The sequence below is a fragment of the Lentzea indica genome (genome assembly GCF_012184385.1).
Classification (GTDB): Bacteria; Actinomycetota; Actinomycetes; order Mycobacteriales; family Pseudonocardiaceae; genus Lentzea; species Lentzea indica.
On record NZ_VSRL01000133.1, the window covers coordinates 1 to 24,526 of the forward strand.

At 69.2% G+C, this 24,526-nt stretch carries 23 protein-coding genes; 11 read left to right on the forward strand and 12 right to left on the reverse strand.

The window, feature by feature from the left end; all coding sequences use genetic code 11:
• Positions 1 to 185 precede the first annotated feature (185 nt).
• The 5 genes from FXN61_RS52935 (at position 186) to FXN61_RS29975 (ending at position 5,579) form a co-directional block, all read left to right on the forward strand.
• A complete protein-coding gene (locus tag FXN61_RS52935; RefSeq protein ID WP_246292187.1) occupies positions 186 to 1,661 on the forward strand; it encodes a class I adenylate-forming enzyme family protein in 1,476 nt (491 codons plus the stop codon).
• Complete coding sequence (locus FXN61_RS29960; RefSeq protein ID WP_312878089.1) at positions 1,658 to 2,317, forward strand: class I SAM-dependent methyltransferase; 660 nt, start codon at positions 1,658 to 1,660, stop codon at positions 2,315 to 2,317. The genes FXN61_RS52935 and FXN61_RS29960 overlap by 4 nt, the downstream gene beginning before the upstream one ends.
• A 112-nt stretch (positions 2,318 to 2,429) precedes the next feature.
• A complete protein-coding gene (locus FXN61_RS29965; RefSeq protein WP_167977358.1) occupies positions 2,430 to 3,797 on the forward strand; it encodes a CoA transferase in 1,368 nt (455 codons plus the stop codon).
• Positions 3,779 to 5,284 carry a class I adenylate-forming enzyme family protein gene (locus FXN61_RS29970; protein ID WP_446684952.1) on the forward strand — a complete coding sequence of 502 codons (1,506 nt, stop codon included), beginning with the start codon at positions 3,779 to 3,781 and terminating at the stop codon, positions 5,282 to 5,284. The genes FXN61_RS29965 and FXN61_RS29970 overlap by 19 nt, the downstream gene beginning before the upstream one ends.
• A gap of 103 nt (positions 5,285 to 5,387) precedes the next feature.
• Positions 5,388 to 5,579 (forward strand): hypothetical protein, encoded by a 192-nt coding sequence (locus FXN61_RS29975; protein WP_167977359.1) that lies wholly within the window; start codon positions 5,388 to 5,390, stop codon positions 5,577 to 5,579.
• Positions 5,580 to 5,610: 31 nt separating this feature from the next.
• On the opposite strand, the gene FXN61_RS29980 is transcribed toward FXN61_RS29975, so the two are convergent.
• From FXN61_RS29980 to FXN61_RS29990, 3 genes are all read right to left on the reverse strand, one after another.
• Entirely contained in the window at positions 5,611 to 6,219 is a 609-nt protein-coding gene (locus FXN61_RS29980; protein ID WP_167977360.1) for a hypothetical protein, read from the reverse strand.
• A 967-nt stretch (positions 6,220 to 7,186) separates the two neighbouring features.
• Positions 7,187 to 7,372, reverse strand: coding sequence for a tetratricopeptide repeat protein (locus FXN61_RS29985; RefSeq protein WP_167977361.1), 186 nt, complete (start codon positions 7,370 to 7,372; stop codon positions 7,187 to 7,189).
• A gap of 201 nt (positions 7,373 to 7,573) precedes the next feature.
• Positions 7,574 to 8,515 (reverse strand): hypothetical protein, encoded by a 942-nt coding sequence (locus FXN61_RS29990; protein WP_167977362.1) that lies wholly within the window; start codon positions 8,513 to 8,515, stop codon positions 7,574 to 7,576.
• A gap of 669 nt (positions 8,516 to 9,184) precedes the next feature.
• On the opposite strand from FXN61_RS29990, the gene FXN61_RS55765 reads away from it, so the two are divergent.
• The gene (locus tag FXN61_RS55765; protein ID WP_312878090.1) at positions 9,185 to 12,013 is read left to right on the forward strand and encodes an ATP-binding protein; all 2,829 of its coding nucleotides are present in this window, start codon (positions 9,185 to 9,187) and stop codon (positions 12,011 to 12,013) included.
• A 178-nt stretch (positions 12,014 to 12,191) separates the two neighbouring features.
• A complete protein-coding gene (locus FXN61_RS55770) occupies positions 12,192 to 14,348 on the forward strand; it encodes a DEAD/DEAH box helicase (protein ID WP_167977363.1) in 2,157 nt (718 codons plus the stop codon).
• A gap of 24 nt (positions 14,349 to 14,372) precedes the next feature.
• On the opposite strand, the gene FXN61_RS30005 is transcribed toward FXN61_RS55770, so the two are convergent.
• Positions 14,373 to 14,747: a VOC family protein gene (locus tag FXN61_RS30005; protein ID WP_167977364.1), complete on the reverse strand. Its 375-nt coding sequence runs from the start codon at positions 14,745 to 14,747 to the stop codon at positions 14,373 to 14,375.
• A 60-nt stretch (positions 14,748 to 14,807) separates the two neighbouring features.
• Between FXN61_RS30005 and FXN61_RS30010 the strand changes: the two genes are divergently transcribed.
• Positions 14,808 to 15,248: a MarR family winged helix-turn-helix transcriptional regulator gene (locus FXN61_RS30010; protein ID WP_167977365.1), complete on the forward strand. Its 441-nt coding sequence runs from the start codon at positions 14,808 to 14,810 to the stop codon at positions 15,246 to 15,248.
• Between the two features lie 17 nt (positions 15,249 to 15,265).
• Here FXN61_RS30010 and FXN61_RS30015 read toward each other — a convergent pair whose 3' ends face one another.
• On the reverse strand, positions 15,266 to 15,628 hold the full coding sequence (locus tag FXN61_RS30015) for a hypothetical protein (protein ID WP_223165656.1): 363 nt from the start codon (positions 15,626 to 15,628) through the stop codon (positions 15,266 to 15,268).
• Positions 15,629 to 16,024: 396 nt separating this feature from the next.
• Between FXN61_RS30015 and FXN61_RS30020 the strand changes: the two genes are divergently transcribed.
• Both FXN61_RS30020 and FXN61_RS30025 read left to right on the forward strand, forming a co-directional pair.
• Positions 16,025 to 18,496, forward strand: a complete 2,472-nt coding sequence (locus FXN61_RS30020; RefSeq protein ID WP_167977366.1) for a WD40 repeat domain-containing protein — start codon at positions 16,025 to 16,027, stop codon at positions 18,494 to 18,496.
• 158 nt (positions 18,497 to 18,654) lie between these two features.
• The gene (locus tag FXN61_RS30025; RefSeq protein ID WP_167977367.1) at positions 18,655 to 19,707 is read left to right on the forward strand and encodes an esterase/lipase family protein; all 1,053 of its coding nucleotides are present in this window, start codon (positions 18,655 to 18,657) and stop codon (positions 19,705 to 19,707) included.
• Here the strand turns inward: FXN61_RS30025 and FXN61_RS56560 are convergent.
• The 5 genes from FXN61_RS56560 to FXN61_RS52945 form a co-directional block, all read right to left on the reverse strand.
• A complete protein-coding gene (locus tag FXN61_RS56560) occupies positions 19,681 to 19,845 on the reverse strand; it encodes an RGCVC family protein (RefSeq protein ID WP_223165657.1) in 165 nt (54 codons plus the stop codon). The genes FXN61_RS30025 and FXN61_RS56560 overlap by 27 nt on opposite strands.
• Entirely contained in the window at positions 19,832 to 20,968 is a 1,137-nt protein-coding gene (locus FXN61_RS30030; protein WP_167977368.1) for a N(5)-(carboxyethyl)ornithine synthase, read from the reverse strand. The genes FXN61_RS56560 and FXN61_RS30030 overlap by 14 nt, the downstream gene beginning before the upstream one ends.
• A 40-nt stretch (positions 20,969 to 21,008) precedes the next feature.
• Complete coding sequence (locus FXN61_RS30035; protein WP_167977369.1) at positions 21,009 to 21,836, reverse strand: transglutaminase-like domain-containing protein; 828 nt, start codon at positions 21,834 to 21,836, stop codon at positions 21,009 to 21,011.
• Positions 21,833 to 21,988 (reverse strand): DUF6307 family protein, encoded by a 156-nt coding sequence (locus tag FXN61_RS30040; RefSeq protein ID WP_167977370.1) that lies wholly within the window; start codon positions 21,986 to 21,988, stop codon positions 21,833 to 21,835. Before FXN61_RS30040 ends, FXN61_RS30035 begins: the two co-directional genes overlap by 4 nt.
• A 520-nt stretch (positions 21,989 to 22,508) precedes the next feature.
• Positions 22,509 to 22,814 carry a hypothetical protein gene (locus tag FXN61_RS52945; protein ID WP_246292185.1) on the reverse strand — a complete coding sequence of 102 codons (306 nt, stop codon included), beginning with the start codon at positions 22,812 to 22,814 and terminating at the stop codon, positions 22,509 to 22,511.
• 31 nt (positions 22,815 to 22,845) lie between these two features.
• Here FXN61_RS52945 and FXN61_RS52950 point away from each other — a divergent pair, with 31 nt between their 5' ends.
• Complete coding sequence (locus FXN61_RS52950; RefSeq protein WP_246292186.1) at positions 22,846 to 23,202, forward strand: hypothetical protein; 357 nt, start codon at positions 22,846 to 22,848, stop codon at positions 23,200 to 23,202.
• A gap of 75 nt (positions 23,203 to 23,277) precedes the next feature.
• On the opposite strand, the gene FXN61_RS30050 is transcribed toward FXN61_RS52950, so the two are convergent.
• Together FXN61_RS30050 and FXN61_RS30055 are read right to left on the reverse strand one after the other, a co-directional pair.
• The gene (locus tag FXN61_RS30050; protein ID WP_167977371.1) at positions 23,278 to 23,808 is read right to left on the reverse strand and encodes a SigE family RNA polymerase sigma factor; all 531 of its coding nucleotides are present in this window, start codon (positions 23,806 to 23,808) and stop codon (positions 23,278 to 23,280) included.
• 111 nt (positions 23,809 to 23,919) lie between these two features.
• On the reverse strand, positions 23,920 to 24,526 hold a 607-nt coding region (locus FXN61_RS30055; RefSeq protein ID WP_376770770.1), incomplete at its 5' end, for a WD40/YVTN/BNR-like repeat-containing protein.

A 24,526-nucleotide genomic window follows, 5' to 3' on the forward strand; every position in this document is an offset into this window, starting at 1 on the left:
CTGCCCGAGGCGACGCCGCGGGCGCTCGCGTTGCGGTCCTCGTTCGAGGCGGGGCTGGGCGGGGTCGTCGACTACGCGGGTGACTGGGTGTACCTGAGCCCGTGCAGCGAGGCGGCGGTGCGGTCCGGCCTGCGCGCAGCGAATCGCCTGGCCCGGAAGAAGGAGCGGGTGTGAAGCCACACGACATGGGGACGTTGTTCGAACAGTGCGCCGGCGCGGCGACGACCGTGCGCCTGGACCGGCCGTTCGACATCGCGCCCGGCAGGGGCGACACGTTCACCATCGCGCAGCTCGCCGATCTGGTGCTCGACGCCGCGGGGTGGTTGTCCGAAGCAGGGGTGCGGCCCGGTGACCGGGTCGCCGTCGTCAAGCGCAACCACTGGGACTACGACCTGCTGGCGTGCGCGGCGGTGCGGCTCGGCGCGGTGCCCGCGTTGCTGTCCGGCCACCTGCCCGACGACACGCTGGAAACCCTGGTGAAACGCCTCGATCCGGCGCTCGTGGTCACCGACAGGGCGGTGAGTACCCGGCGGGTGCTGCGGATCGACGAGTTCGCCGCGGCCAGGCCGCCTGCGCCTCACCGCAGGCACGACGACGCTCCGTTGATCATCAACCACACCTCCGGCACCACCGGGGTGCCCAAGCTGGTCGTGCACACCACCCGGACGATCATCGACACGCTCGCGCGACCGGAGTCGGTGCGCTGGCCGGTCATCGGCACCCGGCGTGATGACGTGATGGGCAACGCCAGTTCGTACGCGCACGGCCGCACGTTCTGCTGGACTGCGTCAGCGCTGTGTCTCGCGCCGCGCGAGATCGTGCTGCTGAGCGACGCGTCCTCGGCGGCACGGATGTTCGGTGCGCACCCGCCGACGGTGCTGGAGGCACTGCCTGCGGCCTACGTGCGCTGGCGGCCGCTCGCCGCCGGTCCGGACAACCCGTTCCACGCCGTCCGCCGGTTCGTCAGCACCTACGACGCGATGCACCCGCCGGTGATCAGAACGATGCTGCGCGCGTCGCACCACAGACGTCCACTGTGGATGCAAGGCTGGGGACAGACCGAGACCGGGCCGCTCTCGTTCCGGTTCCTCACCCGGCGCACCGCGAACACGACCCGCGATCTCGGCAGACCGATACCGGGAATGGCAAGGCTGCGCGTAGTCGATCCACAAACGTTGGCTCCGGTGCCGCGCGGCACCGCGGGACTCCTGTTCGCCCGCACCCGCGCCCGGTGCGCGGGCTACGTCGGCGAGCAGGATCGTTGGGACACCAAGGCGGATGGGCCCTGGTGGAACACCGGCGACCTCGGCATCCTGAGCCGCACCGGCGCGGTGACGCTGCTGGACCGCGAGGTGGACACGGTGGCCGGAATCAGCTGCCTCGCCGTGGAGGACACCCTCGAGGACCGGCTGCCCGGCGTGGCGGAGTGCGTCCTGCTCGCCGCATCCGGGGGGCACCCGATTCCCGTGGTGGTGACCGATACCGAGCTGGACCTGACCGAATGGCGGCTCGCGGTCGCCGGCCTGCCGCCGATGGCCGAGCCCGTGGTGCTGCGCTGGGACGACGTGCCGCGGACCGGAACCGGCAAAGTGCGACGACTCGAACTGCTGGCGCGGCTGGTGGGCGCCGCCGACACGAACGGATCGGGGAGGTGGACGTGACCACGACCTACGTCTTCGACAACCACAGCGTGCACGCGACCGAACAGCATCGGTGTCTCAGTGAGGCATACGACCCGATCACACTGGCAAGGCTGGCCGAGACCGGTGTCGGTCCGGGCTGGCGCTGTCTCGAGGTCGGCGCGGGCGGCAGCAGCGTCGCACACTGGCTCGCTGCCCACGCGGGCTCGGTGGTCGCCACCGACATCAAACCAGAGCACATCACAGCGGCGCACGGGCTCACGGTCCTTCGGCACGACGTGGTGCACGACCCGTTGCCGGACAACGAGTTCGACCTCATCCATGCGCGGCTGGTGTTGCAGCACATCCCGGAACGCGAGGCCGTGCTGCGCAAGCTGGTGCGCGCGTTGAAGCCAGGCGGGTGGCTGCAGATCGACGAGTTCGACATCTCCTACGGCCCGGTGCTGCTCGCGCCGGACGAACGGGCGGCCGAGCTCTACGAGAGCTTCCTCGCTGTCAAAGAACGGATGTTTCGCGCTGCGGGCGGAGACGGCACGTGGGGCAGGCGGGCCGCCACGTCGATGGTGCTGCGGGGCTCGTCGATGTGGACCCGGTGCCCGCGCTGTTCCCGTGGCGCGCGGGATCGCCGGGTGTGCGGCTGCTGGTGCATCACACACATCACCTGCGGGACAAGCTGATCACGGCGGGCATGACCGACGAGCAGCTCGCCGGAGTGCGCGCGGTGATGGCGGACCCGCGGTTCCGCGCGTCGTCCTGCGTCGTCTACTCGGTGCACGGAAGGAGGCCCGCGTGACGCTCTCGCTCGACGCGGTGTCCGTGGCAGGCCCGGTCGACCTACCGCTGGCGGGAGAACAGGACGTGCAGGCCGCGTGCGGGATCATGCACGTGCACGGTCGCCGGTTCGGACGGCCGACGCCACTCGGCCTCGACTACGCCTCGATCGTCGCGGCGGAACTGGCGGAGCTGGGCGCCCACGCGCTGACATTCGCCCAGGCGCGGGGAATCCCGTTGCACGCGGTGTCCACCTCGCTGGCGCAGGCCGCCCTGCTCGCCGTCGCGCAGTACCTCGCGGCGGCGACAGCGGACGATCCGGCTGAACCGCATTCCCCTGGCGGGCCGCCGTTTCACTCGGCCGAAGGGGTCGCGTTCGAGATCGAGGCCCTCGATCCATCGGTGTGGCAACGGTTCTGGGCCACGTTCGGTGCGGACGACCAAGCCGTGTCACAAGGGTGGCGGCCGTTCCTGCACCGGTTCGCGACCGCGACCTGTCCGCTGCCCTCGTTGCCCGAAGTACTCGCCGCACACCCGATGGCGTGGATCACCGAGGTAGCCCATCGCACCGGTATGACGCTGGTGCGGGTGTCGGACCAGCCGGTCTGCCACGGGCCCGCGTTCGTGCTGAGCGGCGCGAGTGGCGATCAACGGCGTGGATGTCCGGCCGAGCTGCTTCCGTTGTCCGGGCTGGTGGTGCTCGAGTCGTGCCGCCGGGTGCAGGGGCCGCTGGCCGGGCACCTGTTGCGGCTGCTCGGCGCGACCGTGCTGCGGATCGAGCCGCCGGGCGGTGACCCGTCGCGTTGGGTGCCGCCGATGGCTGGTGACACCTCGGCCCGGTTCCGCGCGCTCAACTGGGGCAAGGACGTGGTCGAAATCGACCTGAGCACGCCTGGCGGGAGGCAGGAGGCGCTCGACCTCGCGACGAGCGCGGACGTGTTCCTGCACAACTGGGCGCCGGGCAAGGCGGAGCAGTGGTCGTTGCGGCCTGCCGATCTCGCGCGGGTGCGACCGGGGATCGTGTACGCACACGCGTCGGGCTGGGGCGCCGAGCTCGGTGCGAACCCGCCGCTGGGGACGGACTTCGTCGTGCAGGCATACAGCGGGGTTCCGCCATCGCTGATGACGATCGTCGACGTGTTCGGCGGAGTCGTGTGCGCACACGGCATCGTGACCGCGCTGACCCGCGGTGCCACGCGGGTCGACTCGTCGCTCTTGTCCGCGGCCGGCAGACTGAACTCCTGGCAGAGACGCCGATGCGCCGAGCCGTTGACCGTGCCGGTGTGCGATGACCTGACCGCACTCGCCGCGGACCCCCGCTTCGCCCGTGCCCTCATCCAGGACGACTGCGTCCTGGTCTCCTCGCCATGGGAGTTCACGTCATGACGTGGGTGTCCGCTACCGGGATGGTTCTGCGGGACCTGGTCCCCGCCGAGCTGCGCCGCGACTGGGTCGCCCGCGGGCACTGCCCGGACCGCGACCTGCACTCGCTGTTCCGCGACCGGGTTCGGGAACATCCGAACCGCACGGCGCTGATCGACGACGAGGGTGAGCTGTCCTACGCCGAGCTGGATCTGCTCGTCCAAGCGCTTGCCACCAGGCTGCCGTACGGCGCCACAGACATCATCGGTGTCCAGGAACCCGATGGCCGTGCCGCCGTCGTCGCCGAGCTGGCGGTGCTCGCCGTGGGTGGGGTGGTACTGCCGCTGCCCGTGGGCGCCAACGCCTTGCTCTCCCGCGCCGGCGCGAGCGCGCTGATCGCCGGTGGGGTGGTGAGTGGAAACGAACGCTCTGGCACTCCAAACCGCGCAAGACCCCACCCGGAGGCGCCGGCGAAGATCCTGCTGTCGTCCGGCTCGGAGGCGAAACCGAAGATGGTCGCCTATTCGCACAACGCGTTCGCCGGTGGGCGGGCCAACTACCTGCGGGCCGTGCACGGTTCCTTGCCCGTGCCTCGCGACCTCGTGCTCGTTTCGCTCACCTCGTCGTTCGGCTCGTTCGGCGTGCCGATCACGCTGTGCTGTCTGGGCGGCACGCTGATCCTCACCCGGAAGTTCGCGCCGGACACCGCGTTGCGGCTGATCACCGAACATCACCCGACGCACGTGTTCGCGGTGCCGGCGATGTGGCGGCGGCTGGCCGATCACCCCGCCGGCCTCGATGTCTCCGGTCTCGCCGCGCTGGTGTCGAGCGGCGACGTGCTGCCCCCCGTGACACTCGCCGCGTGTCGCGCACGATTCGGCGTCGACGTGATCACTGTCTACGGCTCGTCAGACGGTGTGAACTGCCACACGACGACACCTGAGAACGGCGTGGGCGTGCCGGACCCCGCGGTGTGCGACATCCGGATCGTCGACGGCGAGATCTGCGCACGCGGCCCGATGACGCCGCTGTGCTACGTCGGCGCGCCCGAACTGGATGCCCGCCATCGGCACGACGGTGGCTGGGTGCGCACCGGCGACCGCGGCCACTTCGACGGTGCGGGCCGGCTGCACGTCACCGGCAGGGGAAAACGCGTGGTGATCCGCGGCGGCTACACGATCAGCCCCGCCGAGGTGGAACTGGCGATCGGCAGACACCCGGCGGTCGGCGAGGTCGCCTGCGTGCCGGTGCCGGACACCGAGCTGGGCGAACGGCTCTGCGCGATCGTGACCGTCCGCAATGGACAGAACCTCGAGCTTTCCGGCCTCACCGCGTTCCTGTCCGCTCAGGGACTGGCCAAGCCCAAACGGCCCGAGTTCCTGCTCACCCTGCCTGAGCTGCCGGTGGGCCGCACCGGCAAGGTCTGCCACCGCACACTGGCGCGGGTCGCCGCCGATCGATGTGGGCATGAGCGGACATCGCTTGCCTTGGTTGATCGAGAAGATCGATAGGGTCGGTGTGACGTGCCGGTGGACTACGTGCGGTGGCCGGGGACGGCGAAGAGTCGGTGCCTGTTGGTAGAACCTCGGTGTGGCCGGCATCCAGCACTTGTCGATGAGGGTTCCGTGGCGTGACCGTCCCTGGGACCAGTTCGTCTGCGACGACCCGTTGGGCAACTCGTCGTGCACGTTGCTCGCTGCGATCGGCAAGAACCGCGATGACCCGTTCGAGGAGATCAACGCCGGTATCGGAATCGACAGCGTCGACCAGGACCGGCTGCGCCACAACCAGAGGACTCTGGGGTGAGGCGTGCGATTGTGCCTCACCCCAGGCGGTTTCAGCGGGGTGAATACATCCAGGGTTTCTTGAGGTCGAAGAACTTCGGGGGTTCCGCCGCCAGCGCCTGCATCTCGTCCATCTGGGCCTTGAGCTCCGGAGGCGGCTCCTTCTGCTCACCCTTGCGCGCGTCGGCCTCGTTGGTGAAGAACATCTCCATGGCGTACCGGCCATCGGTGAAGTTGGCGCCGACGCTGCCGAGGATGTCCGGCCGGTACTCGGCCCACTTGTCCGAGTTCTCCATGGTCAGCTCCAGACCCCTGGCCGCGTCGGTCGCGCGCCCTTCGATGACCTGCACGAACTGGGCCTTCGCCGGGTCGCCCGGCGTGTCCTCGGTGACCCGCTCGCTGTCGAGGAACTCCGCGCCTTGCGGGAACAACCTGGACGTCTCCGCCCACCAGGCACCCTGCTCCGCCCGGTTGCTGTTCTCCTGGGCGTGCTCAGGCGTGTCGAATCGGACAAAGCACACGCAGGTGCCGTCCTCGGTCACGCCACAGGTCGAACCCAGCCACCCCGTCGCCCCCGGGGCCAGGTCCTGCATCCACTTGTCCAACTGGGCGTGCATTCGCTCGGCGTCGGACACCTTGCCCTGCACCAGCTGCACAAACATGGTGAGCCTCCGATCCCGCTGCACCCCGACCGCCTGGTGGCCGGGCCTGCGCAGCCTACCGACCCTACGACCGCTTCGAGCTCACCGCTCGCCGATCATCGGACATCGACGGTCAGCGACGCCGCGACGCCTGATTGATGTTGCACTCCACGCACGATTCGGTCAGTACCGCACCTTGGAGGTGGTCGGGATCGGGCTGCTGTCCATGTGGTGAGGTGGGGTGGCGAGGTGCGTGCCGAGGGCGATATCGGCGACGAGGATCTGATCGCGGAGTGCGGTCCAGGCGTCCTGATCTATCGGGTGTCGCTCCGCGGCAGAGAGTGAAGCGAGCGTGGCTGTCGATGCCGGACGCTCTGAGGGAATCGACAGTGCATCTCGCGAACGCCTCGCCCATGTCCGGCGTCTTGACACAGGATCGGAGCGGCGGGTCGGCTGTTACACCAGCGATCATGCCCAGTCAGCGCGCACCGAGTTGCGCAGTGCTGCCGTTGGTCGGTGGCTGATGACGCTTGGACTCGCGCCCTGGCCCAAGGGTGCGCCACCTCGCCTGGAACTCGTTCGCCTGCGCGGAGGCCGGTTTCGGCTCATCGCGCCGTCGTGACCCGCTCAACCTGCTGACGGCTCGGTGTGACGCTGACCGCGAGTCTCACACTGATCGTGCTGGAGCGGAACTGGAGCGGCACCAGGAGCGCAACGTCATCGAACGGCACTCAACGGCGCTGAACGGCGGCTAGTTGCGTTGGAGTTGTTGGCGTTCTAGTGTTTTGTGCTGGTAGAGGTCCTTTGTGGACCAAACTGGCAGTGTGAGGGTCAGGGGTTCGAGTCCCCTCAGCTCCGCAATTGAACACGGCATACGAATCGCCCGCTGACCTGCGCAAACAGGTTCGGCGGGCGATCTTGTTTGTGTGTCCGTTGTGGATGGTGGTGCACTGAACTGGAGCAGGGCCCGGAGATCCGCGAAATGGGATCAGAGCCGATTCGACAGTTTCGTTGCCACAGCGTCAACCTGAGGCATGCCGAGCCGGCGGTAGATCGTCAGTGCCCGCTGCCAGTGTTCAGCGGCTTGGTCGTGTTCGCCGAGTGCGGCATGGGCGTCGCCGATGCCCGCGTACGTGTGCGCGCTCTCGACGAGGACTTCTGGTCCGTCCTCCAAGGTCAGCGCCTCGCGATAGAGGCTGAGCGCTTCCGTGGGGTTTCCGGCGGACGTGTGTGTGGCGGGTCATCCTTGCGAACGGGGCGGACAGGCAGGCGCGGGGCAGCGGGGAGGGGCAGGGAACGATGTGCTCCCCTGGGGCCCCGATCCGGTCGGCCGTGCCGGGCCTGGTGGTGGTCGCGTTGCGGGTTCTTGCGGGTGTTAGAAGTGTCCGTTCCAAAAAGGGGTAAATTCCCGGCAGATCAGATCGGCGCGGTTGTGCATTCTGAAGGCGTTGAATGCATTGAAGCTGCGGCCGTCATCGTAATTGTGTGCACGGTCATCCACGTAGTACGTGTGATGGTCGGAGTGCCACCATTGCCACGTCCGGTGGTATTGAACGGACATTCCGGAGCCTGGAAGCCCGGCGACAGTGAACTCAACAGGGTTCGAGCGAGGGTTGTGGAGGACGATCCGCCTGTTGTTCACCTGTCCAGCGGGGTGCTCGTAGCAGTACACGGTTTGGTTGAACCAGGGGATGGGCAGGCTTCCGAAGTTGAGCGGGGCGAAGTTGGCGTAGTGGTCGGCCGAGTGGAAGATGACGCCGTATTCCACGTTGTAGACATATCGCCCAGCACCCCGGTTTGAGCCCGCGGGCCTGATCGCGGCGTCGTACTCCCGGAAATGCAACGGCGCCCAGTTGCCGGTCACATGCCCGATCCAGTTGCGCAGTTGACTGTCGCGGTCGTTGTACGTCCCGCCCCCGTTGATGACCTGCCCGTTACTCGGGCGGAACTGAGCGTTTTGGGGGCCGGTGGCGGGCCAACGGTTCTGCCAGAAGTTGAAGGCCACCATCGCGGCCGTGCCGGGGTAGACCCAGGAGTATCGGTCGTCGACGGCAGCCTGGGCCTTGGGTGCGCCGACGGTCTGGACGGCGGCCGAGATCGGCAGGGCTGCCAGGGTGGCGGCCAGGGCGAGGACGATCAGCCTGCGTGGGCGCGGCTTGGACGCGACGGTGCCGGCTTCGGTCGGGGCAGTCCGGCCCCGGCCCAGTGCGGCCCCAAGGCGGGAACGAACCGCCTCGACCACGTTTTTTGTTTGCACTGTCTTCCCTTTCGGTTTCAGTGGTGCGGGCACGTCCGGTTGGACGGCCGCGAGTGGCACGCCGGGTAATGTGATCCGGCGAGAGAGAAGCGCTCCCGATCAGCGGACTTCAATTTGTTTTCGGCACTCAGGAGCGCACGACTCTGCTGAAGTCCAGCGGGCGGCTCAGGTTCACGGGTTGTTTCCCAATACCGGATGGTCCGGTCGCCGGCCATGATGGGCGTCGGCCACGTACGCCGATGCACGGGTTGACATCACAGCGACAACGGCCGGCGTTGGGGTGAAACGAAGGCGAATGATGAGTTCAGGCCGCCCGTAGGAGGCGATTCATACACCGACGTGGTTGCGGCGGCCCCCTCCGGCCGAGTCTCGCCAATCTCGGCGAGAAGTGACATGGCCACGCCCTGCGCACCCTTCGCGGTGGTGCCGACGTTGCTCCACGCCACCGCGCCCAGTCCGCGGGAGCGGATCATCGCCTCCCTGGCGAGGGTGGTCCGCCCGAGGCCGGATTCCCCGAGGATCAGGGCCGCCGCGCCCGGCCTCCTGGCCGCGAAATGGCGAGTGGATCATGGTGTTTCCGCTCCGTTCGCACAGTGTGGGTGAGCGTGACGGCGTCGTCGTGTTCTCGAACGATCCAGACGATGCGGGTCAAGCGCTGACCGAAACAATGGGGAACGGGTTTGAGTGGGTAGTGTGCGCAAAAGATGGGTGTTCGGGGAGGGTGACGCGGTGGACCGGAATGCCGGATTTGGCCGGGGTTTCGCGTTCGTTGGCCGCCGTCACGAACTGGAACTGCTGGTCGACGCGGTCCGGCACGCACCGGCTGTGGTCGTGGTCGAAGGCGATGCCGGCATGGGCAAGTCCCGCCTGGTGCGGGAGGCCACCACGATCCTGAAGTCGGACGGGTGGCGGGTGGTGACCGGCTTCTGCCACCCGTTGCGCGAACCCCTGCCGTACGGGCCGGTGATCGACGCGCTCGGCAAGGTCGGCCCGTGGCTGCCGGACGCCGATCTGCCGCCCACGGCGGGCGCACTGGCCCCGCTGCTGCCGGACCTGGCTGACCTCTTGCCGCCGTCCACACCGGACAATCCGGGCGCGGCACGCCACCAGCTGATCCAGGCCGTGCGCGGAGTGCTCGCCTCGACCGGCAGGACGGTCGTGGTCGTCGAGGACCTGCACTGGGTCGACGACGCCACCCGCGAGCTGCTCCTGCTGCTCGCACGCGACCTGCCCGAGCAGCTCGCGCTGGTGCTCACCTGCCGTGCCGAGGACCGGTCCTCCGTGCTCGGTGACGCCCATCGCCCCACCGTGATCCGGTTGGCTCCGCTGAGCGAGAGCGAGGTCGCCGAACTGGCCGTTGCCGCACTCGGCGGCGGTGCCACGCCCGAGCTGTGCGCGGTGCTGCACCGCCGCAGCGAGGGGTTGCCGCTGGTCGCGGAGGAAGACCTGCTGACGTTCCGCGACCGGGAACGCCAGGACCCTGGCGAACTGGAACACGCCGACGTGCCGGAGGGTCTGCGTGCGGCGGTCACCGAACGGCTGGTCGCGCTGTCCCCGGCGGGGGCTGCGGTGGTCGACGCGGCGGCCGTGCTCGCCGTGCCGGCAGGTGAGGAGCTGCTCGCCGAGATCGCCGGACTGGACCTCGATCAGGGTGCGCAGGGCCTGGTCGACGCCCTGGACGCGGCGGTGCTGCGGGAGACCGGTGTTGGCCGGTACGCCTTCCGTCACGTGCTGGCGCAGCAGGTCGCCTATCGGCACATCCAGGGGCCGCGCCGCACACGCCTGCACCGGCGGGCCATCGAGGTGCTCCAGACCCGCATCCCGGCGCCCCTGGTGCAGATCGCGCACCACACGCTCGCGACGGGTGACCGCGAGGGCTGGCTCGTGCGGGTCGAACAGGCGGCCGACCAGGCCGTGGCGCTCGGTGACACCGGCACCGCCGCCACGCTCCTGCACCAGATCCTGAAGCAGTCCGACGTCGGCGCCGAGCAGCGTTCGCGGGCCGCGCTCGCGCTCGCCAGGATCGCCGACTACGGCGCCGACTACGCCACGAACGCGCGTCTGCTGAGGGACGTGCTGGCCGATCCGCTGCTGCCGGAAGCGACCCGCGGCGAGGTCCGCCTGGGGCTCGGCCTGATCACGGTCAACGTCGCCGCCGACCGGGCCGGCTTCCGCGAGCTCGAACGCGCTGCCGACGAGCTGGCCACCGTCCCGGACAAGGCGGCGCGGGCGATGATCGCCCTGGCCAATGGCGACCACGACAGTGCCCCCGAGCGTGCGTGGGGGTGGCTGCACCGGGCTGAGGCGGCCGTCCGAGAGAGCACCGACGAGGCCATCAGGGCCGCGGTCAGGGTCACCCGGCTCACCCTGATGGCGAAGGAAGGCGATCCCGCCGTCTGGCCGCTGACGGACCAGCTGCCGCGCAAGAGCGCGGACGCCGCGGTCCTGGCACAAACCTGTCGTGCGCTGGACAACCTCAGCGTGGCGGCCGCCCAACTCGGCAACGACGGGAGGGCCCGTGCCATGTCACTGGAGAACCTGGACCTCGCCCAGCGCACGGGTGACCAGCGATACGAGTGTCTGAGCCGCATCAGGCTGCTGTACCTCGACTGGCTGGCCGGGCGCTGGGACGGCCTGGAGACCGGGTTCACCGACCTGACGCGCGCCTACCCGGACGTCACGCTGGCCGACATCGGCCTCGCGCTGTGGCGGGGCCGCCTTGCCCTTGCCCAAGGCCGGTACTCCCAGGCTCTCACCCACTTCACCGCCGCCGCGACGCACGTCGGCGGCGCGGGCCCGGACACGGAGAGCACCATCGGCGTCATCGCGGTCAGGCTCGCCCAGGACGACCCGCAGGCGGCCTGGGCGGCAGCCGAACCCGTGGTGTCGTTGCTGCGCGGGCTCGGTACCTGGGAACGGGAGTTGGATCTGCTCCCGGTCGCGGTCGAGGCCGCTCTGGCCGCCGGACGCCGCGAGGAAGCTGAGCGGCTCGTGGCCGAAGCCGAAGCCGAAGCCGGCGTGCGCGACCGGGACGTTCCGGCCGCCACGGCCGAGTTCGCTCTCGCCAAGGGACTGCTCCTGCGGGACACCGAACCTGCCACCGCCGCCGAGCACTTCGCCGCGGCCCACCAGCGGTGGCTGGACATCGGCAGGCCCTACCACGCGGCCAAAGCCGCCGAGCACCGCGGAAACGCCCTGGCATGCTCCCACCCCGAGGACGCGGCCACGCACCTCACCGAGTCCGTACGCGTCTACACCGAACTCGGTGCGACTGCTGATGCCGCGCGCTGCCAGCAGGCCCTGCGCTCGCTGGGGATCGAGGAACCGGGCCGGCGCGGACGCCGGGGGTACGGCAGCGAGCTGTCACCGCGTGAACTGGAGGTCGCCGAGCTGCTCGGCCGCGGTGCCACCAACTCCGACATCGCCCAGACCCTGTTCCTGTCACCCCGCACGGTCGAAAAGCACGTGGCCCGAGTCCTGGCGAAACTGGACACCGACCGCAAGGGCGTCCACACCACCCTCTCCGGTCTGGGCGGCTCCGCCTCTGGAAGTCGCTGAAGTGGTGTGCCTCCAGGAACCGGGACGGCAAGGAGCACCGGTTCTCCAGCTTCGCGGACGAGCTGTCGTCCGCTGACCTCGAAGCAGTTGGCGCAGAACGATCTCGGCATGCTGCTCGGGTTCTTCGGGTCGGCGGTGCTGGTTCGGTACTCTCGGGCCGCCTTACGAAAGGACACGGGTGGACGACTCGTCGAAGGTCGGTAGGCATGCTCGCGCGGTGCTGGCCGCCGCGAAGGCGTTCCGCGCCGAGGCAGCAGGGGTGCGCGCGGAACCGGATCGGCTGCTCGCGCTCGCCGCCGCGAAGTACCAGGCGGTCCGGGACTCGCTGGTGGCCGACCAGCTCCGCGCCATGCCGGTGGACAAGCTCCGGGACACGAAGGCGAACCTGCGGCTGAGCAAGCTGAAGGCCGCCGGGTACCGGACCGTCGCCGACGTTGCCAAGGCGCGCCCGGAACAGCTCGACGGCGTGCCCGGAGTCGGCAGGCAGTCCGCCGAGCAGATCGTGCGGGTCGCCCGCGCCGTCGTCGACGGCGTCGCGCGCGACACGACTGTCCGGCTGAACCCCGACCGCGCTGACCGCGCCCAGACCGAGCTGCTGCAGCTGATGTCCAAGCTGCGCAGGGCGAACCAGCTCGTCGGTCCGCTGCGCGAGCCGCTCGGAGACGTGCTGGGCAGGGTCGACGCCGACGTGCGCGCCGCATCCCGTGCCTGGAGCCGGCTGCGGATGTTCTTCTCGTTGCGGAAGAACCGACAGGCCGCCATCGATTCGCTCGGCCGGCTCGAGGCCCTGCTGGCCAGTCGCGACGTGGCGGCGTTGCGCGCGGTGGGCACGCAGCTGCGCGTGCCGGACCTGGATCACCGCGCGTTGTGGCGCGACTACGAGCTCGACGCGGCCGCCTACAACACGCTCCTCGCCGACCTCGCTGGTGCGGACGCGATGCCGGATCGCAGTGCCGCCAAGGGTTTCGTCCCGGCCGACATCGAGCACGAGGTCGACGCGACCACACTGGACACCAGCCTGCTGAAGGTGTCGCTGCGCGGCTACCAGGTGTTCGGAGCCAAGTTCGCGCTGGCCCGCAAACGCGTCATCATCGGCGACGAGATGGGACTGGGCAAGACGATCGAGGCCATCGCGGTGATGGCCAGCCTCGCCGCCGGTGGGCGGCGTGGGTTCCTGGTGGTCTGCCCGGCGAGCGTCGTCGTCAACTGGGTCAACGAGATCGCCAGGCACAGCGACCTCGTGCCGCACCGGATGCACGGCGCGGGCCGCGACGGCGCGGTCGGCAAGTGGTTGGCGCAGGGCGGCGTCGGCGTGACGACGTTCGGCACGTTGCCGAAACTGGTGCTGCCGAAGAGGTTCCGCCCGGCGCTGGTCGTGGTCGACGAGGCGCACTACGTGAAGAACCCGGACACGCAGCGCTCACAGGCGGTCAACACCATCGTGCAGCGCGCGGAGCGGGCAGTGCTCCTCACCGGCACGCCGATGGAGAACCGCGTCGAGGAGTTCCGCAACCTGGTCGCCTATCTCCAGCCGAGCGTCGCGGCCCGCACGGGCGCCACCGACGCCGTGGTGGGAGCGAAGGCTTTCCGCCGCGTTGTTGCACCGGTGTACCTGCGGCGCAACCAGGAGGACGTGCTGGGGGAGTTGCCGGAGCTGCTGGAGATGGAGGACTGGGTCGAGTTCGGCAAGCAGGACCGACGTGCGTACCTCGACGCGGTGCGCGAGGGGAACCTGATGGCGATGCGCCGCGCCGCCTACGCGCCGGGTACGCCTCGCGGCTCGGCGAAGCTGGAGCGGCTGCTGGAGATCATCGAGGAGTCGAGGGACAACGGCTGGAAGGTCGTGGTGTTCTCGTACTTCCACGACGTGCTGGACGCGGTCGCGGACCACGTCGAAGTCTTCGGTCCCCTGACCGGCGCGACGTCGGCGCAGGGCCGTCAACAACTGGTGGACGCGTTCACGGCGTGCGAGGACCACGCGGTGCTGGTGGCCCAGATCGAGGCGGGCGGCGTGGGTCTCAACATCCAGGCCGCGTCCGTGGTGATCATCGCCGAGCCGCAGTGGAAGCCGAGCACGGAGGATCAGCGATCGCCGTTGTCACCGGATGGGCCAGGTCCGCAAGGTCCACGTGCACCGGTTGCTGGTCAAGGACAGCGTGGACGCACGGGTGCAGGAGATCCGCGACCACAAGACCCTGCTGTTCGACCACTACGCGCGCGAAAGCGACACGAAGCACTCACACGCGAGCGCACTGGACTCAGCGGTGTCGGTGGAGCAGCGAGTGGTGCAGGCCGAGCAGCAGCGCCTTGGTCTCTAGGGTCTGAACGGTCGTAGTCGGCGGACAACAGCCCGCCGGCGTCAGGTGCGGTCGTGGATCGTGACGGCGTATCCGTCGGGATCGGCGAAGGTGAAAGTGCGCCCGAACGGGCCGTCGGCAGGCGAGGACAAGATCGGCACCCCGGTCCCGATCAGGTGGTCGTACAGTTCTTGGGCGTCGTCGGCGTGCAGCCACAACGCCACGCCCGTTCCCGGTCGCGGTACCGCCGCGTTCAGGTCGACGCCAGGCGGCGGTGTGCGCACCGCGAAGGGCACGGGGGCGGTGGCGAACACGACCGCACCAGGCGGGCTCGCCGGGGCGCGGCGCAGTCCGAGGTGCGTCTCGTAGAACGCGGCAGCCGCGTCCAGGTCGCGCACCTGAAGCGCGATGAAGTCCGGTCCGGTCACAGTGGCCATGGGTTTCTCCCGTCTGCATGTCAGGTTCCTGACATGCAGACCGTATGTCAGACTCCTGACATGACGCAAGAGCGAGTGGACCTGGACTCCTCCGTCGGCTACGTCCTCAAGCAGGCCGCCGCTGCCCTGCGGACCGCAATGGACGCGGCCCTGCGACCGCTGGGCCTGAACGTGCCGCAATACGCCTGCCTCGAACTGCTCGGACAACGCCCGGGCCTGTCCGCCGCCGAACTGGCCAGAGGCGCCTTCGTCACCCGGCAGTCCATGCACACCGTCCTGCAAGGACTTCAGGACCGCGGTCTGCTCGCCCGCCCGGCCACCGCACCCCAGGGACGAGCACTGCCCACCCAGCTGACCGACCAAGGCGCCCGCCTGCTCTCCCGTGCCAGCGGGGCAATCGCTGAAGTCGAACGCCGAATGCTCCACGCCCTGCCCGCCAGTAGCGTCGAGCGACTACGCCAAGACCTCACCGCCTGCGCCAACGCCCTCAACTCCGCCTGAGCGCGCGTTGGCGGCAGCTAGACGCGCACGAAACCCGAGCACATCACACGCGCCCAGCTGATCCGGTCGCCGACCACGTCGTAGTACATCTGTTGTTCCATCAACGAGTCGCCGTCCGCGTTGCGCAGGTGCAGGCGGTACGTGACGTGCTGGCGCGTCGACACCTCACCGGTCGAAGTGGACAGGAGCGCCACCACCTCATCGCTCGGCTCCAGCCAGTTGGCGAACAGGACCTCAAGCAGGTCGTCGTGGCAATGCGCCTCCCAGAACCGGCCCGGTGTCATCGCACGGAAGTCCAGGTCCGGCGTCGTGACGGCACGGACCCCTGCCTCGTCCTTGGCCGCGAGCGCCTTCGCGAATCTCTCCCCTGGGGTGGTCATGCCCACAGACTGCGTCCTGTGGGCGCGGAACACCATGCCCCTTCGCGCAGAATTGAGCCGTTCGAGTGGTCGGTGCGCCGCAGGCGTTAACGGCTCGAACACGCTCCCGATGGTCCCGGTACGTCCGAGTGCGGCGACGGCACCGGCTGCGAGGAGGAGACGTGTACGACGCTTTCCTTTCGTACTCGCACAATGACAAACACGTGGCCGCGGCGGTCCAGGCCGCGATGCGCAGGCTCGGCACCCCTCGCTGGCGCAGGTCAACGCTGCGGGTCTTCCGCGACGACACCGACCTCGCCGCGACACCCGAGTTGTGGCCGGAGATCGCGGACGCCGCTCGACGCGTCGGCGCACCTGATCGTCATCGCCTCACCGGCCGCGAGCCGCTCGACCTACGTGGGCGACGAGATCACGTATTTCCTCGCGCAGGAGCCGCGGCGGCCCGTGTACGTGGTGCTGGCCGGCGGCACGCTGGTGTGGGACCGCGACACCGGGCGGTTCGATCCCGAGGCGTCCGACGCCATGGTGCCCGCGTTGGCCGAGGCGTTCCCGGTCGAGCCGCTCGTGGTGGACGTGCGGGAGGCCGGGCGCATGACGCTGGCGGATCCCGTGTTCCGCCGGAGCATCGCGCGGTTGCTCGCGCCGATCCGGCGCAAGACCGTTGACGAGCTGGACGACGATGACCGGCTCGTGCAGCGCCGGGCGCTGCGGCTGACGCGGGGCGCAGTCGCTGCACTCGCCACGCTGCTCGTGGCGGCGGTGACAGCGGGCCTGATCGCGGTGTCCAACGCCCGTGCGGCAAAAGAACAGGCGACCCGGTCGACGGCCCGCTACCTGGCCGCGCAGGCGCGTCAGCTGCTGCGCAGCGACATCGATCTCGGCATGCTCGCCGCCGTGCAGTCGTCCTTGCTCGAGGACTCGGTCGGCAGCAGGCAGGCGCTTCTGCTTGCTCTGCAACAAGATCCGCTCACCATCGGCACGGTCCGCCCGGATCCCGACGTCCAGCTGGACACCGTCGCGCTCAGCCCGTCCGGCCGGACCGTCGCCGCGACGACCAACAAGTCGGTGCGGGTGTGGACGGTCGACCGATCGCTTCGGGAGGTGAAGGCACGTGACGTCCCGGGCATCCGCGCGATCGCGCTGCCGTCCGACGACGAGGTGTTGATCGCCTCCGATTCCGGGTTGGTGACCACCTGGAACATCCGCACCGACAGGACAGAGGAGTGGCGCCCGGCCGAGGGGGTGCCGTTTCTCGACCCGTCCGGTGAGCTCGTGGCGGTGGTGGACAAGAACAACGTGGTGACGATTTGGCGACGCGACCACACGCGTGTCGCGACGCTGCCGACGGTGACCGCACGACCAGCCGTCGTCGTCTTCAGCACTGATCGGACCGGGGTTGCTGTCGTCGCGGACCGCACGTTGTCGACGTTCCGGCTGCCCGGTGGTGAGCCCGCACGCGAGCCCGTGCCGCTGGATTCCGGCTATGCCGACGGCGTCGCGGTGAGCCCGGACCTGCGCCACGTTGTGGTCGATGTCCGGTCTGCCGACGGCCACTTGGCGCTGATGGACCTCACGACCGGTGCCGTGGTGAAGCTGCCGCGCATGGGCGGGACCACGATCACGGCGCAGTTCAGCCGGGACGGCGGCAAGATCATCACCGGTGAGGAGGGCGGCAGGGTCGGCCTGTACGAGGTGACCAAGAACTTCGGCTCGTCGTACCGGGTCACCGCGGTGCCGGGGCACGTCGGCTACGTCACGGCGCTCGCCGTCGACGCGGCGGGCAAACTCGCCGCCAGCGTCGACCAGACGGGCCGGTTGATCCTGCGCGACATCACCATCCACGACGACATGGACAACGGACCGTTCGTCGAGGCGCCCCGGCTGCGTGCCGGCCGCAGCCGCGTGTCATCGGTCGGCTTCGACGTGAGCGGCGCCCGGCTGCTCAGCTCGGACGGCGCGGGCACGACCCGGTTGCACGACCTGCGCGACGGCACGGCACGGTCCTTGACCAACGGCGGTTCACGTCTCGGCGCACACGAGATCATCGGCTCCGCCCTCGTCGGCGACCAGGCCTTCTTCCTGCGGGACGACGACACGCTGGTGCGGCAGCACATCAACGACGGCACCGAGGAACGCATCGGCGACATCGGCCAGGAGGCGGTGGTCGCGGCCTCGGGCGACACCGTGGTCACCGGCGACCCCAACGGCAAGACGCTGCTGTGGCGCCGCGGAGACAACGGCTGGTCGAGCCGAGACCTGGCCGGCGGCTCGGCCGAGGTGACGTCAGCCGCGATCAGCTGGGACGGGAGGTTCGCAGCCATCGGCCGCTCTCCGGACCGCGTCGACGTCTGGGAACTCGCCGGGCCCAGCAAGATCGACACCATCGAAGGCCTCGACCGCGGGATCATCGGCTTGAACAGCCCGGTCGTCGCCTTCCAGCCCGGTACGGCGAACCTCGCGATCGGCCGCGGCGACGGCACGGTGTTGATGTGGGACGCCGTGGCACGCACCAGGTCCGAGCCGTTGGTGGTGAGCGACAAGAGCATCGAGGCGATCGCCGTCAGTGCAGACGGACGGTTGCTCGCGGTCGGCCTCGCCAACGCCCCGGACGCCACGCTGTACGACCTGCCGTCCCGGCAACCGATCGGCACGCTGCAGGCCAACCTCGGCACGGTCACCGCCCTCGGTTTCGCGCCGGACGGTGGCCGTCTGGCCGCCGGTGACACCTCCGGCCGGGTCGCCGTGTTCGACACGTCTGTCGCGTCGTGGCGTGATCGGTTGTGCCGCATCGCGGGCAGGCCGATCACGGATGCCGAGTGGGCCACGCTGGTCGGCGCTGCCGATCACCCGACCGCGTGCAAGACCTGACGCCGAACGCACAACACGAGATGGCCGTTACGCCGAAGTAATCGGAGCAGAGCACCATCACGTGATGCGACATCGATGGCTGGCCACCGGATGCGAGCTCGACAACGGCGCTGCCATCAGGAGGCCGACGGTGTTCCGCCTGGTCGAGGTCGCCTGAGATGGCGGACGAGCTGCGGACGGCTGCGCGCTTGGCGTTCGACGCGTTGACCGGCGTGGTCGGGATCGTCCAGGACATGCATCGGGCGATCGCCCGTAATGGTCTCGGACCGGTCGGCGATCTGCAGAGCGCGATGGCCGCGCCGATCTACGGCATGGTGCGAGTGGGTCTCGCTGCCGGCTCGGTGGTGGCAGAGACGGCGTTGCGCAACTCAGCGCAAGTGTTGCCGGACAAGGTGACCGGCGTCCTGAACGGAGCCATCGGCGACCGGCTCGCCAGCCACTATCCTGCGCTCGCCACTCCGCTGCGGCTGCACGTCTCCGAGGAACGCCCGCCGACCGGTCATCTCGTCGTCTTCGTGCACGGGTTGGTCCACACCGAGCAGCACTGGTGGCAGGACGGGCCGGACTACGGACAACGTCTGGCTGACGATGTCGGCGCGACCCCGCTCTACGTTCGCTACAACTCGGGACAGCGCGTCACGACCAACGGCGCGCGGCTCGCCGTGCTGCTGGACGAGGTCGTGGCCGGCTGGCCGGTCCCGGTCCGCGATCTTTCACTCGTCGGCTATTCCATGGGCGGGCTGGTCGCTCGCCGTGCCGTGCACGAGGCGATCGAGGCTCGCCTGCGATGGCTGGACGTGCTGCGGAACGTGATCTGCCTCGGCAGCCCGCACCTCGGCTCGCCCGTGGAGCGAGGTGCGGCCGTCGCGGCTTTGGTGCTCAACGGGTTTTCCGCATCGGCTCCGCTGGCCAGGCTGGTTGCCGGGCGCAGCGCGGGCATCAAGGACATGGCGCGCGGTGTCCCGTGCACGGCCGCCCCGCAGGCGCGGCAACGCTTTCTGGCCGCGACGGTTGCCGCTGATCCGACGAGTGTCGGCGGGCGGATCCTCGGTGACCTGCTGGTGTCGACGGCCAGCGCGACGGATCGGTCGCAGGCCGCCGATCGCGATGTCGTCGGGGGACTGACCCACCCGGCCTTGCTGCACCATCCTGAGGTCTACGCGCGCCTGGTCACCTGGCTGAGTTCATCGGCAGATACAGCCTCGGGGTAGTGCGAAAACCGTGGTCGCCGTGCAGTACCGCACTCCGAGAGCGTCGTGCTCGTGCAACGGGTGAGGGCACGCGACGCAGGGGTCGTGGACGTCGGGATGGTCGCCCAGTTCGGTGGTTAGCGGCTCAGACGTGGTCATGCGGGTACTCCGATGAGCGATGTTGGAACGTGAGGATGCGGGTGTTCTGGACGACTCCAGAGCGGATCTCGATGGCACGCCGGATGATCTCGCTGGAATCCCAGGCGCCGGTGAGCACCGAACTCAGGTGGGGGAGCAGCGCTTCGCTGATCTCCCAGGTCGCCGAGTTCCACAGGTAAGACGGGCTGTGGTCCACGCCGTAGTAGTGAACGTGATCTCCCACCAGGAATTCCGGTTGCGTGAACGTGGTGGGCCGCGCCCATTCGAAGCCCATTCCCGCGTCGCACGAGACGTCCACGATGAGCGTTCCCGGATCCAAAGTGGACAGATCGTCGTTGATGAGGAACGTCAGCGGCGCGTCGGTGTCCTGAAGCACGCAGTTGACGATGATGTCGTGCTCCGCGAGAAATCCGGCCAGCGGGACGCGGCCGGAGCCGGTGATCGCGTGGCTGCGCCGCGGATCGGCGTCGTCGTGGTCGAAGTGGAACATCTGCGCGGAGTGGATCGGTGAGCTGACTGCCGCGACCCCGCGGTTGGTGAGGATGTCGACCTCGTGCACTCCGTGTGCGTTCAACGCTGTCACGGCGCCTCGCGCGGTCGCGCCGAAGCCGATCACGACGGCGCGCAGCCGCCGGCCGTAGTCGCCGGTCGAGCCGATGAGCTGCAGGGCGTGCAGCACCGAGCAGTAGCCGGCGAGCTCGTTGTTCTTGTGGAAGACGTGCAGGCCGAACGAACCGTCGGCGTTCCAGTGGTTCATCGCCTCGAACGCGATGAGGGTCAGCCGCCGTTCGATGGCCAGCTGCGTGACCTTCTCGTCCTGGACGCAGTGCGGCCAGCCCCAGAGCACCTGTCCCTCCCGCAGTTCCGCGACGTCCTCGGCGACGGGCTTGGGCAGCAGGATGACATCGCATCCGGCGATGAGCTCTTCGCGTGAGCGCAGGCCCCCGACGTACGTCGCGAGGTGCTCGTCCGAGACGCCGAAGCGCTCCCCGTAGCCCCGCTCGAGGTAGATGCGCTCACGAAGCTCCGCGTCGATGCGGCCGAGGTGCAGCGGGTGGAGGGGAAGCCGGAACTCGTTCTCCTTGCGGGACTGGGCGATGACGCCGAGGCTGAGCTGATCCACTTGTGTCCTTTTGGTTGATTTCGGTGTGACCGCTTCCGTGTCACCGCCAGGCGGGCGCGAAGTCCTCTTCGGCGTGGACAACCATCGACTCCAGCAGCGGTCCGCCGTAGGTGGTGGCCATGGCGACGTCGGCGGCGTCTCTGCCGCGGCCGATGACGACGCGTCCCTTGCGGGGCCTGTTGTTGCGCGGGTCGAAGGTCCACCAGCGGTCGCCCAGCCAGACTTCCATCCACGCCGCGAAGTCCATCGGCGCACCGTCCGGCGGCACGTCGAGGTCCGGCAGGTAGCCGAAGGCGTACCTGGCGGGAATGTTGAGCGCACGGCAGAACGAGATCGCGAGGTGTGCGAAGTCACGGCAGACTCCGACACCCGAGATGTTCACGTCGACCGCCGTGGACAGCGGAGTGGAACCGCCGTAGCTGAAGGCCAGATAGTCGTGGACGTACTGGCAGATCTCACGCACGCGGCGATAGCCAGGTGCGTGCATTCCGAACCTCGACCACGCCTCGTCGCCGAGAACGTCGGAAAGGCAGTAGCGGCTCGGCAGGGTGTAGAGGAGCACGTCGTCCGGAAGGTCCGCCGGCGCCGTTTCTGGTGCGTTCTCGTTGACGTCCTCGACGCTGTCGAGCACGTCGGCCAGCGCACTGTAGTTCATTGTGGACAGACCGACGGGCAACACGACGCGCGTGCAGGGATTGCCATACAGGTCGAGGTAGTGCCGCATGGCGACGTCCGGCTCGAACGCCAGCCGTTCGTGGGTCACCCGCAGGTCGCGGTTCTCGGCAGGACGCACCTGGAACACCGCTGACGTGGGCACCTCGGCCCGGTAGGAGAAGGCACATCCGATACGCAGCAGCCGGGTGGTCAACGGACTTGCTCCGGGATGTGGTCCAGGGAGCGGAGCACGTGCACGGCGAGATCCCGCGCATCCTTCGTGCTGAGCTTCGAATGTCCTGTCAGCGCTGCTTGCACCAGCTCGATCCTGCGCTCGTACAAGGAAATGTAGACCGATGTGGTCATGTGGTGTACCTGCTCTTCGGTTCGGTGGCGGGGTCCCGGGGACGTGGCCACCTGTCACCGTCGACATGCCCCGTGGTGGGCGCCTTCGGTCGCAACCGCAATCGCAGCGAGTACCGAGGCTGCTCGTTGGCCGTGCCGGCCGGTGGGGCGATGGAGTGGTGGGGGGCCGACGTCATGCCGGGACTCCCGTCCCCGGCTGGAGAAAACAGCCGGTTTGGATTTCGCCGAGCACGAAACGAGCTTGACCGCTCATTTGCGAGATTTTCCCGGCAACTCGATCCTACACTGATTCAGGCATGATCGGACGAAATGCCGCCTGACACTTTTCGGCCGCCCTGCGCTGTTCGGCCGCTGAGGGAACTTCAACGAAACGCCGCAGGCAGGGTCTGGTTCACGCTGCGCGGGTGCGGGGTGCGGGCACACCAGGTCGCAGCGGCCTGAAATGTGCACCGCAAATTCTCGGGGTGGCAATCTGAGGCGCGTTTCCACGCCGTACCGGCATATGTGCGATTTTGCTCGTCTAGGGCGTGAAACCGCCCCACACGGCGTGGTCGCGGCCCGCCGCCGTGGCCATCACTCCGTAGCGGTCGGCCTTGCCGTCGCGAACGCCGCGAGTGTGGTTGTACTGCACGGCGAAGATGTGCTGTGCGGCCGGCACGGTGCGACCGGGCTTGAGGTCCCAGCGGTAGACCACCTCACCGTCGATCTCCTGCACGGTGACGGTGAAGTCGTCACCAGGCCCGGTCTGCCACTGGCCGGAGCTCTGCACGCCGCCGGTCTGAGTGATGTGCACCTGCACCGTGAACTTGGTCAGCGGCTGGGTCACGTCGAGGACGAGTTTGTCCTGAGTCCAGAAGGTGTGGCTGTTCGGATCGACGGATCCCTTCGACGACAACGGCCCGTCCGACAGCCGGTTTCCCGTGGTCGAGGGCGGGTTCGCGGTGTGGGGTGCCGACTGGTCCTGCCCTGCCGCGACCGGAGGAGCCGAACTGCTGGGCGGCGCGGGGCTGGACGTCGTGGGGCTCGCCGAGTTCGAGACGGCGGGAAGGATCGTCTTCGTCCGGCGGCCCGATGCGGACGATGCCCGCGAAGGCCATGCCCGCGGTGACCAGGACCCCGGCCGCCGCCACGCCGGCGAGCGTCACCTTGGACCACGACCTGGCGATGCCGGACGCGGGGCGAGCCGCCGCTGGTGGCGGCCATGCCGCGGTTGACGCGTGCGAGCATCCGGACGCGGTCCGGCCGATGTGCCTCGGCCGCCTCCCGCAGCTGCCTGTTGATCTGCTCGTTCACCGGATCCCCCTCCCCGCGACCACGTCGCCGGTCGCTCGCGCACCGAGCACGCGTTCCAACTCGGCCATCCCCTTCGAGGTCTGGCTCTTCACCGCACCGACCGAGATTCCCAGCGCGAGTGCGGTGTCCTTCTCCGACAGGTCGAAGGCGTGCCGAAGGACGACACACGCCCGCTTGCGGAAGGGCAACCGGTCGAGGGCCGCCCGCACGTCCATCACCGCGGCGACGTCAGGGCCCTGCACCTGGTGCGGGCCACGTGACCAGAACAGGGCGATCCGTCGGCGTTCGCGCGTCGCGGCGCGGATGCGTTCCCGCGCCATGTTCGCGACCACGCCACGGGCGTACGCGAGCGGGTGCTCCGCCGCGCGCAGCCGGTCCCAGCGTTGCCACAGCGCGACCAGGGCGTCCGCGGCCAGGTCGTCGGCGGCATCCGCCTCACCGGTCAGCAACCAGGAGAGCCGGGCCAGTTCGGCGTGGTGTCGTTCGAAGAAGTCGTGGAACTCCGCCGATCTGTGGTCGACGAGCATGTTTCTCGATTGCCCTCTCCCGGCCGTGCCCCCGTCGGGGCGGCAACTTACCTGTGGCGCTGTGGCTCCCGCGGGCCGGGCGCCACGGCCGGTGCCGTGGCCGCCCGGTGGTCACGACGGGTCGCCGAGCAGCACGCCGCGGCCGTTGGAGCCCACGTAGACGCGGCCGTACACCTCGGGGTCGCCGGTGATGACGCCGCCGACGGTTCCACCGAACTGGGTGCGGTCGTCGTTGATCCTCGTCCAGGCCGTGCCACCGTCGACGGACCGGAAGATCCCGGTGACGCCGTTCACCGTGCCGATGAGGTAGACGGCCTGGTAGCGGGCACCGGGAGCGGCCTTGCCGAAGCCGACGCCGTCGGCGCCCTGCACGCCGTTCAGCTTCGTGAAGCTCGCCCCGCCGTCAGTGGAGTGCAGGAGCCCGCCGCCGTGCGTGAGCCACAGGTCCCCGGCCGTGCTGGGTGCCGCCTTGATGCGTCCGTCGGCGAGACCGGTGGCGCGTGCGGTGAAGCTCTTGCCACCGTCAGTGCTGGCGAACAGGGTGCCGCGGCTGAGCGCGTAGAAGGTGCTCGCCGTGGCGCGATCGGCCACGACGGCCGTGCCGGACGGCAGACCGGAGGACGCCTTCCAGGTCCTGCCCTGGTCGGTGGAGACGTGCGGCAGCTGCCCGGAGGCGGTCCACACCACGGTGCCGCCGTCGGCAGAGACCGCCACCGTG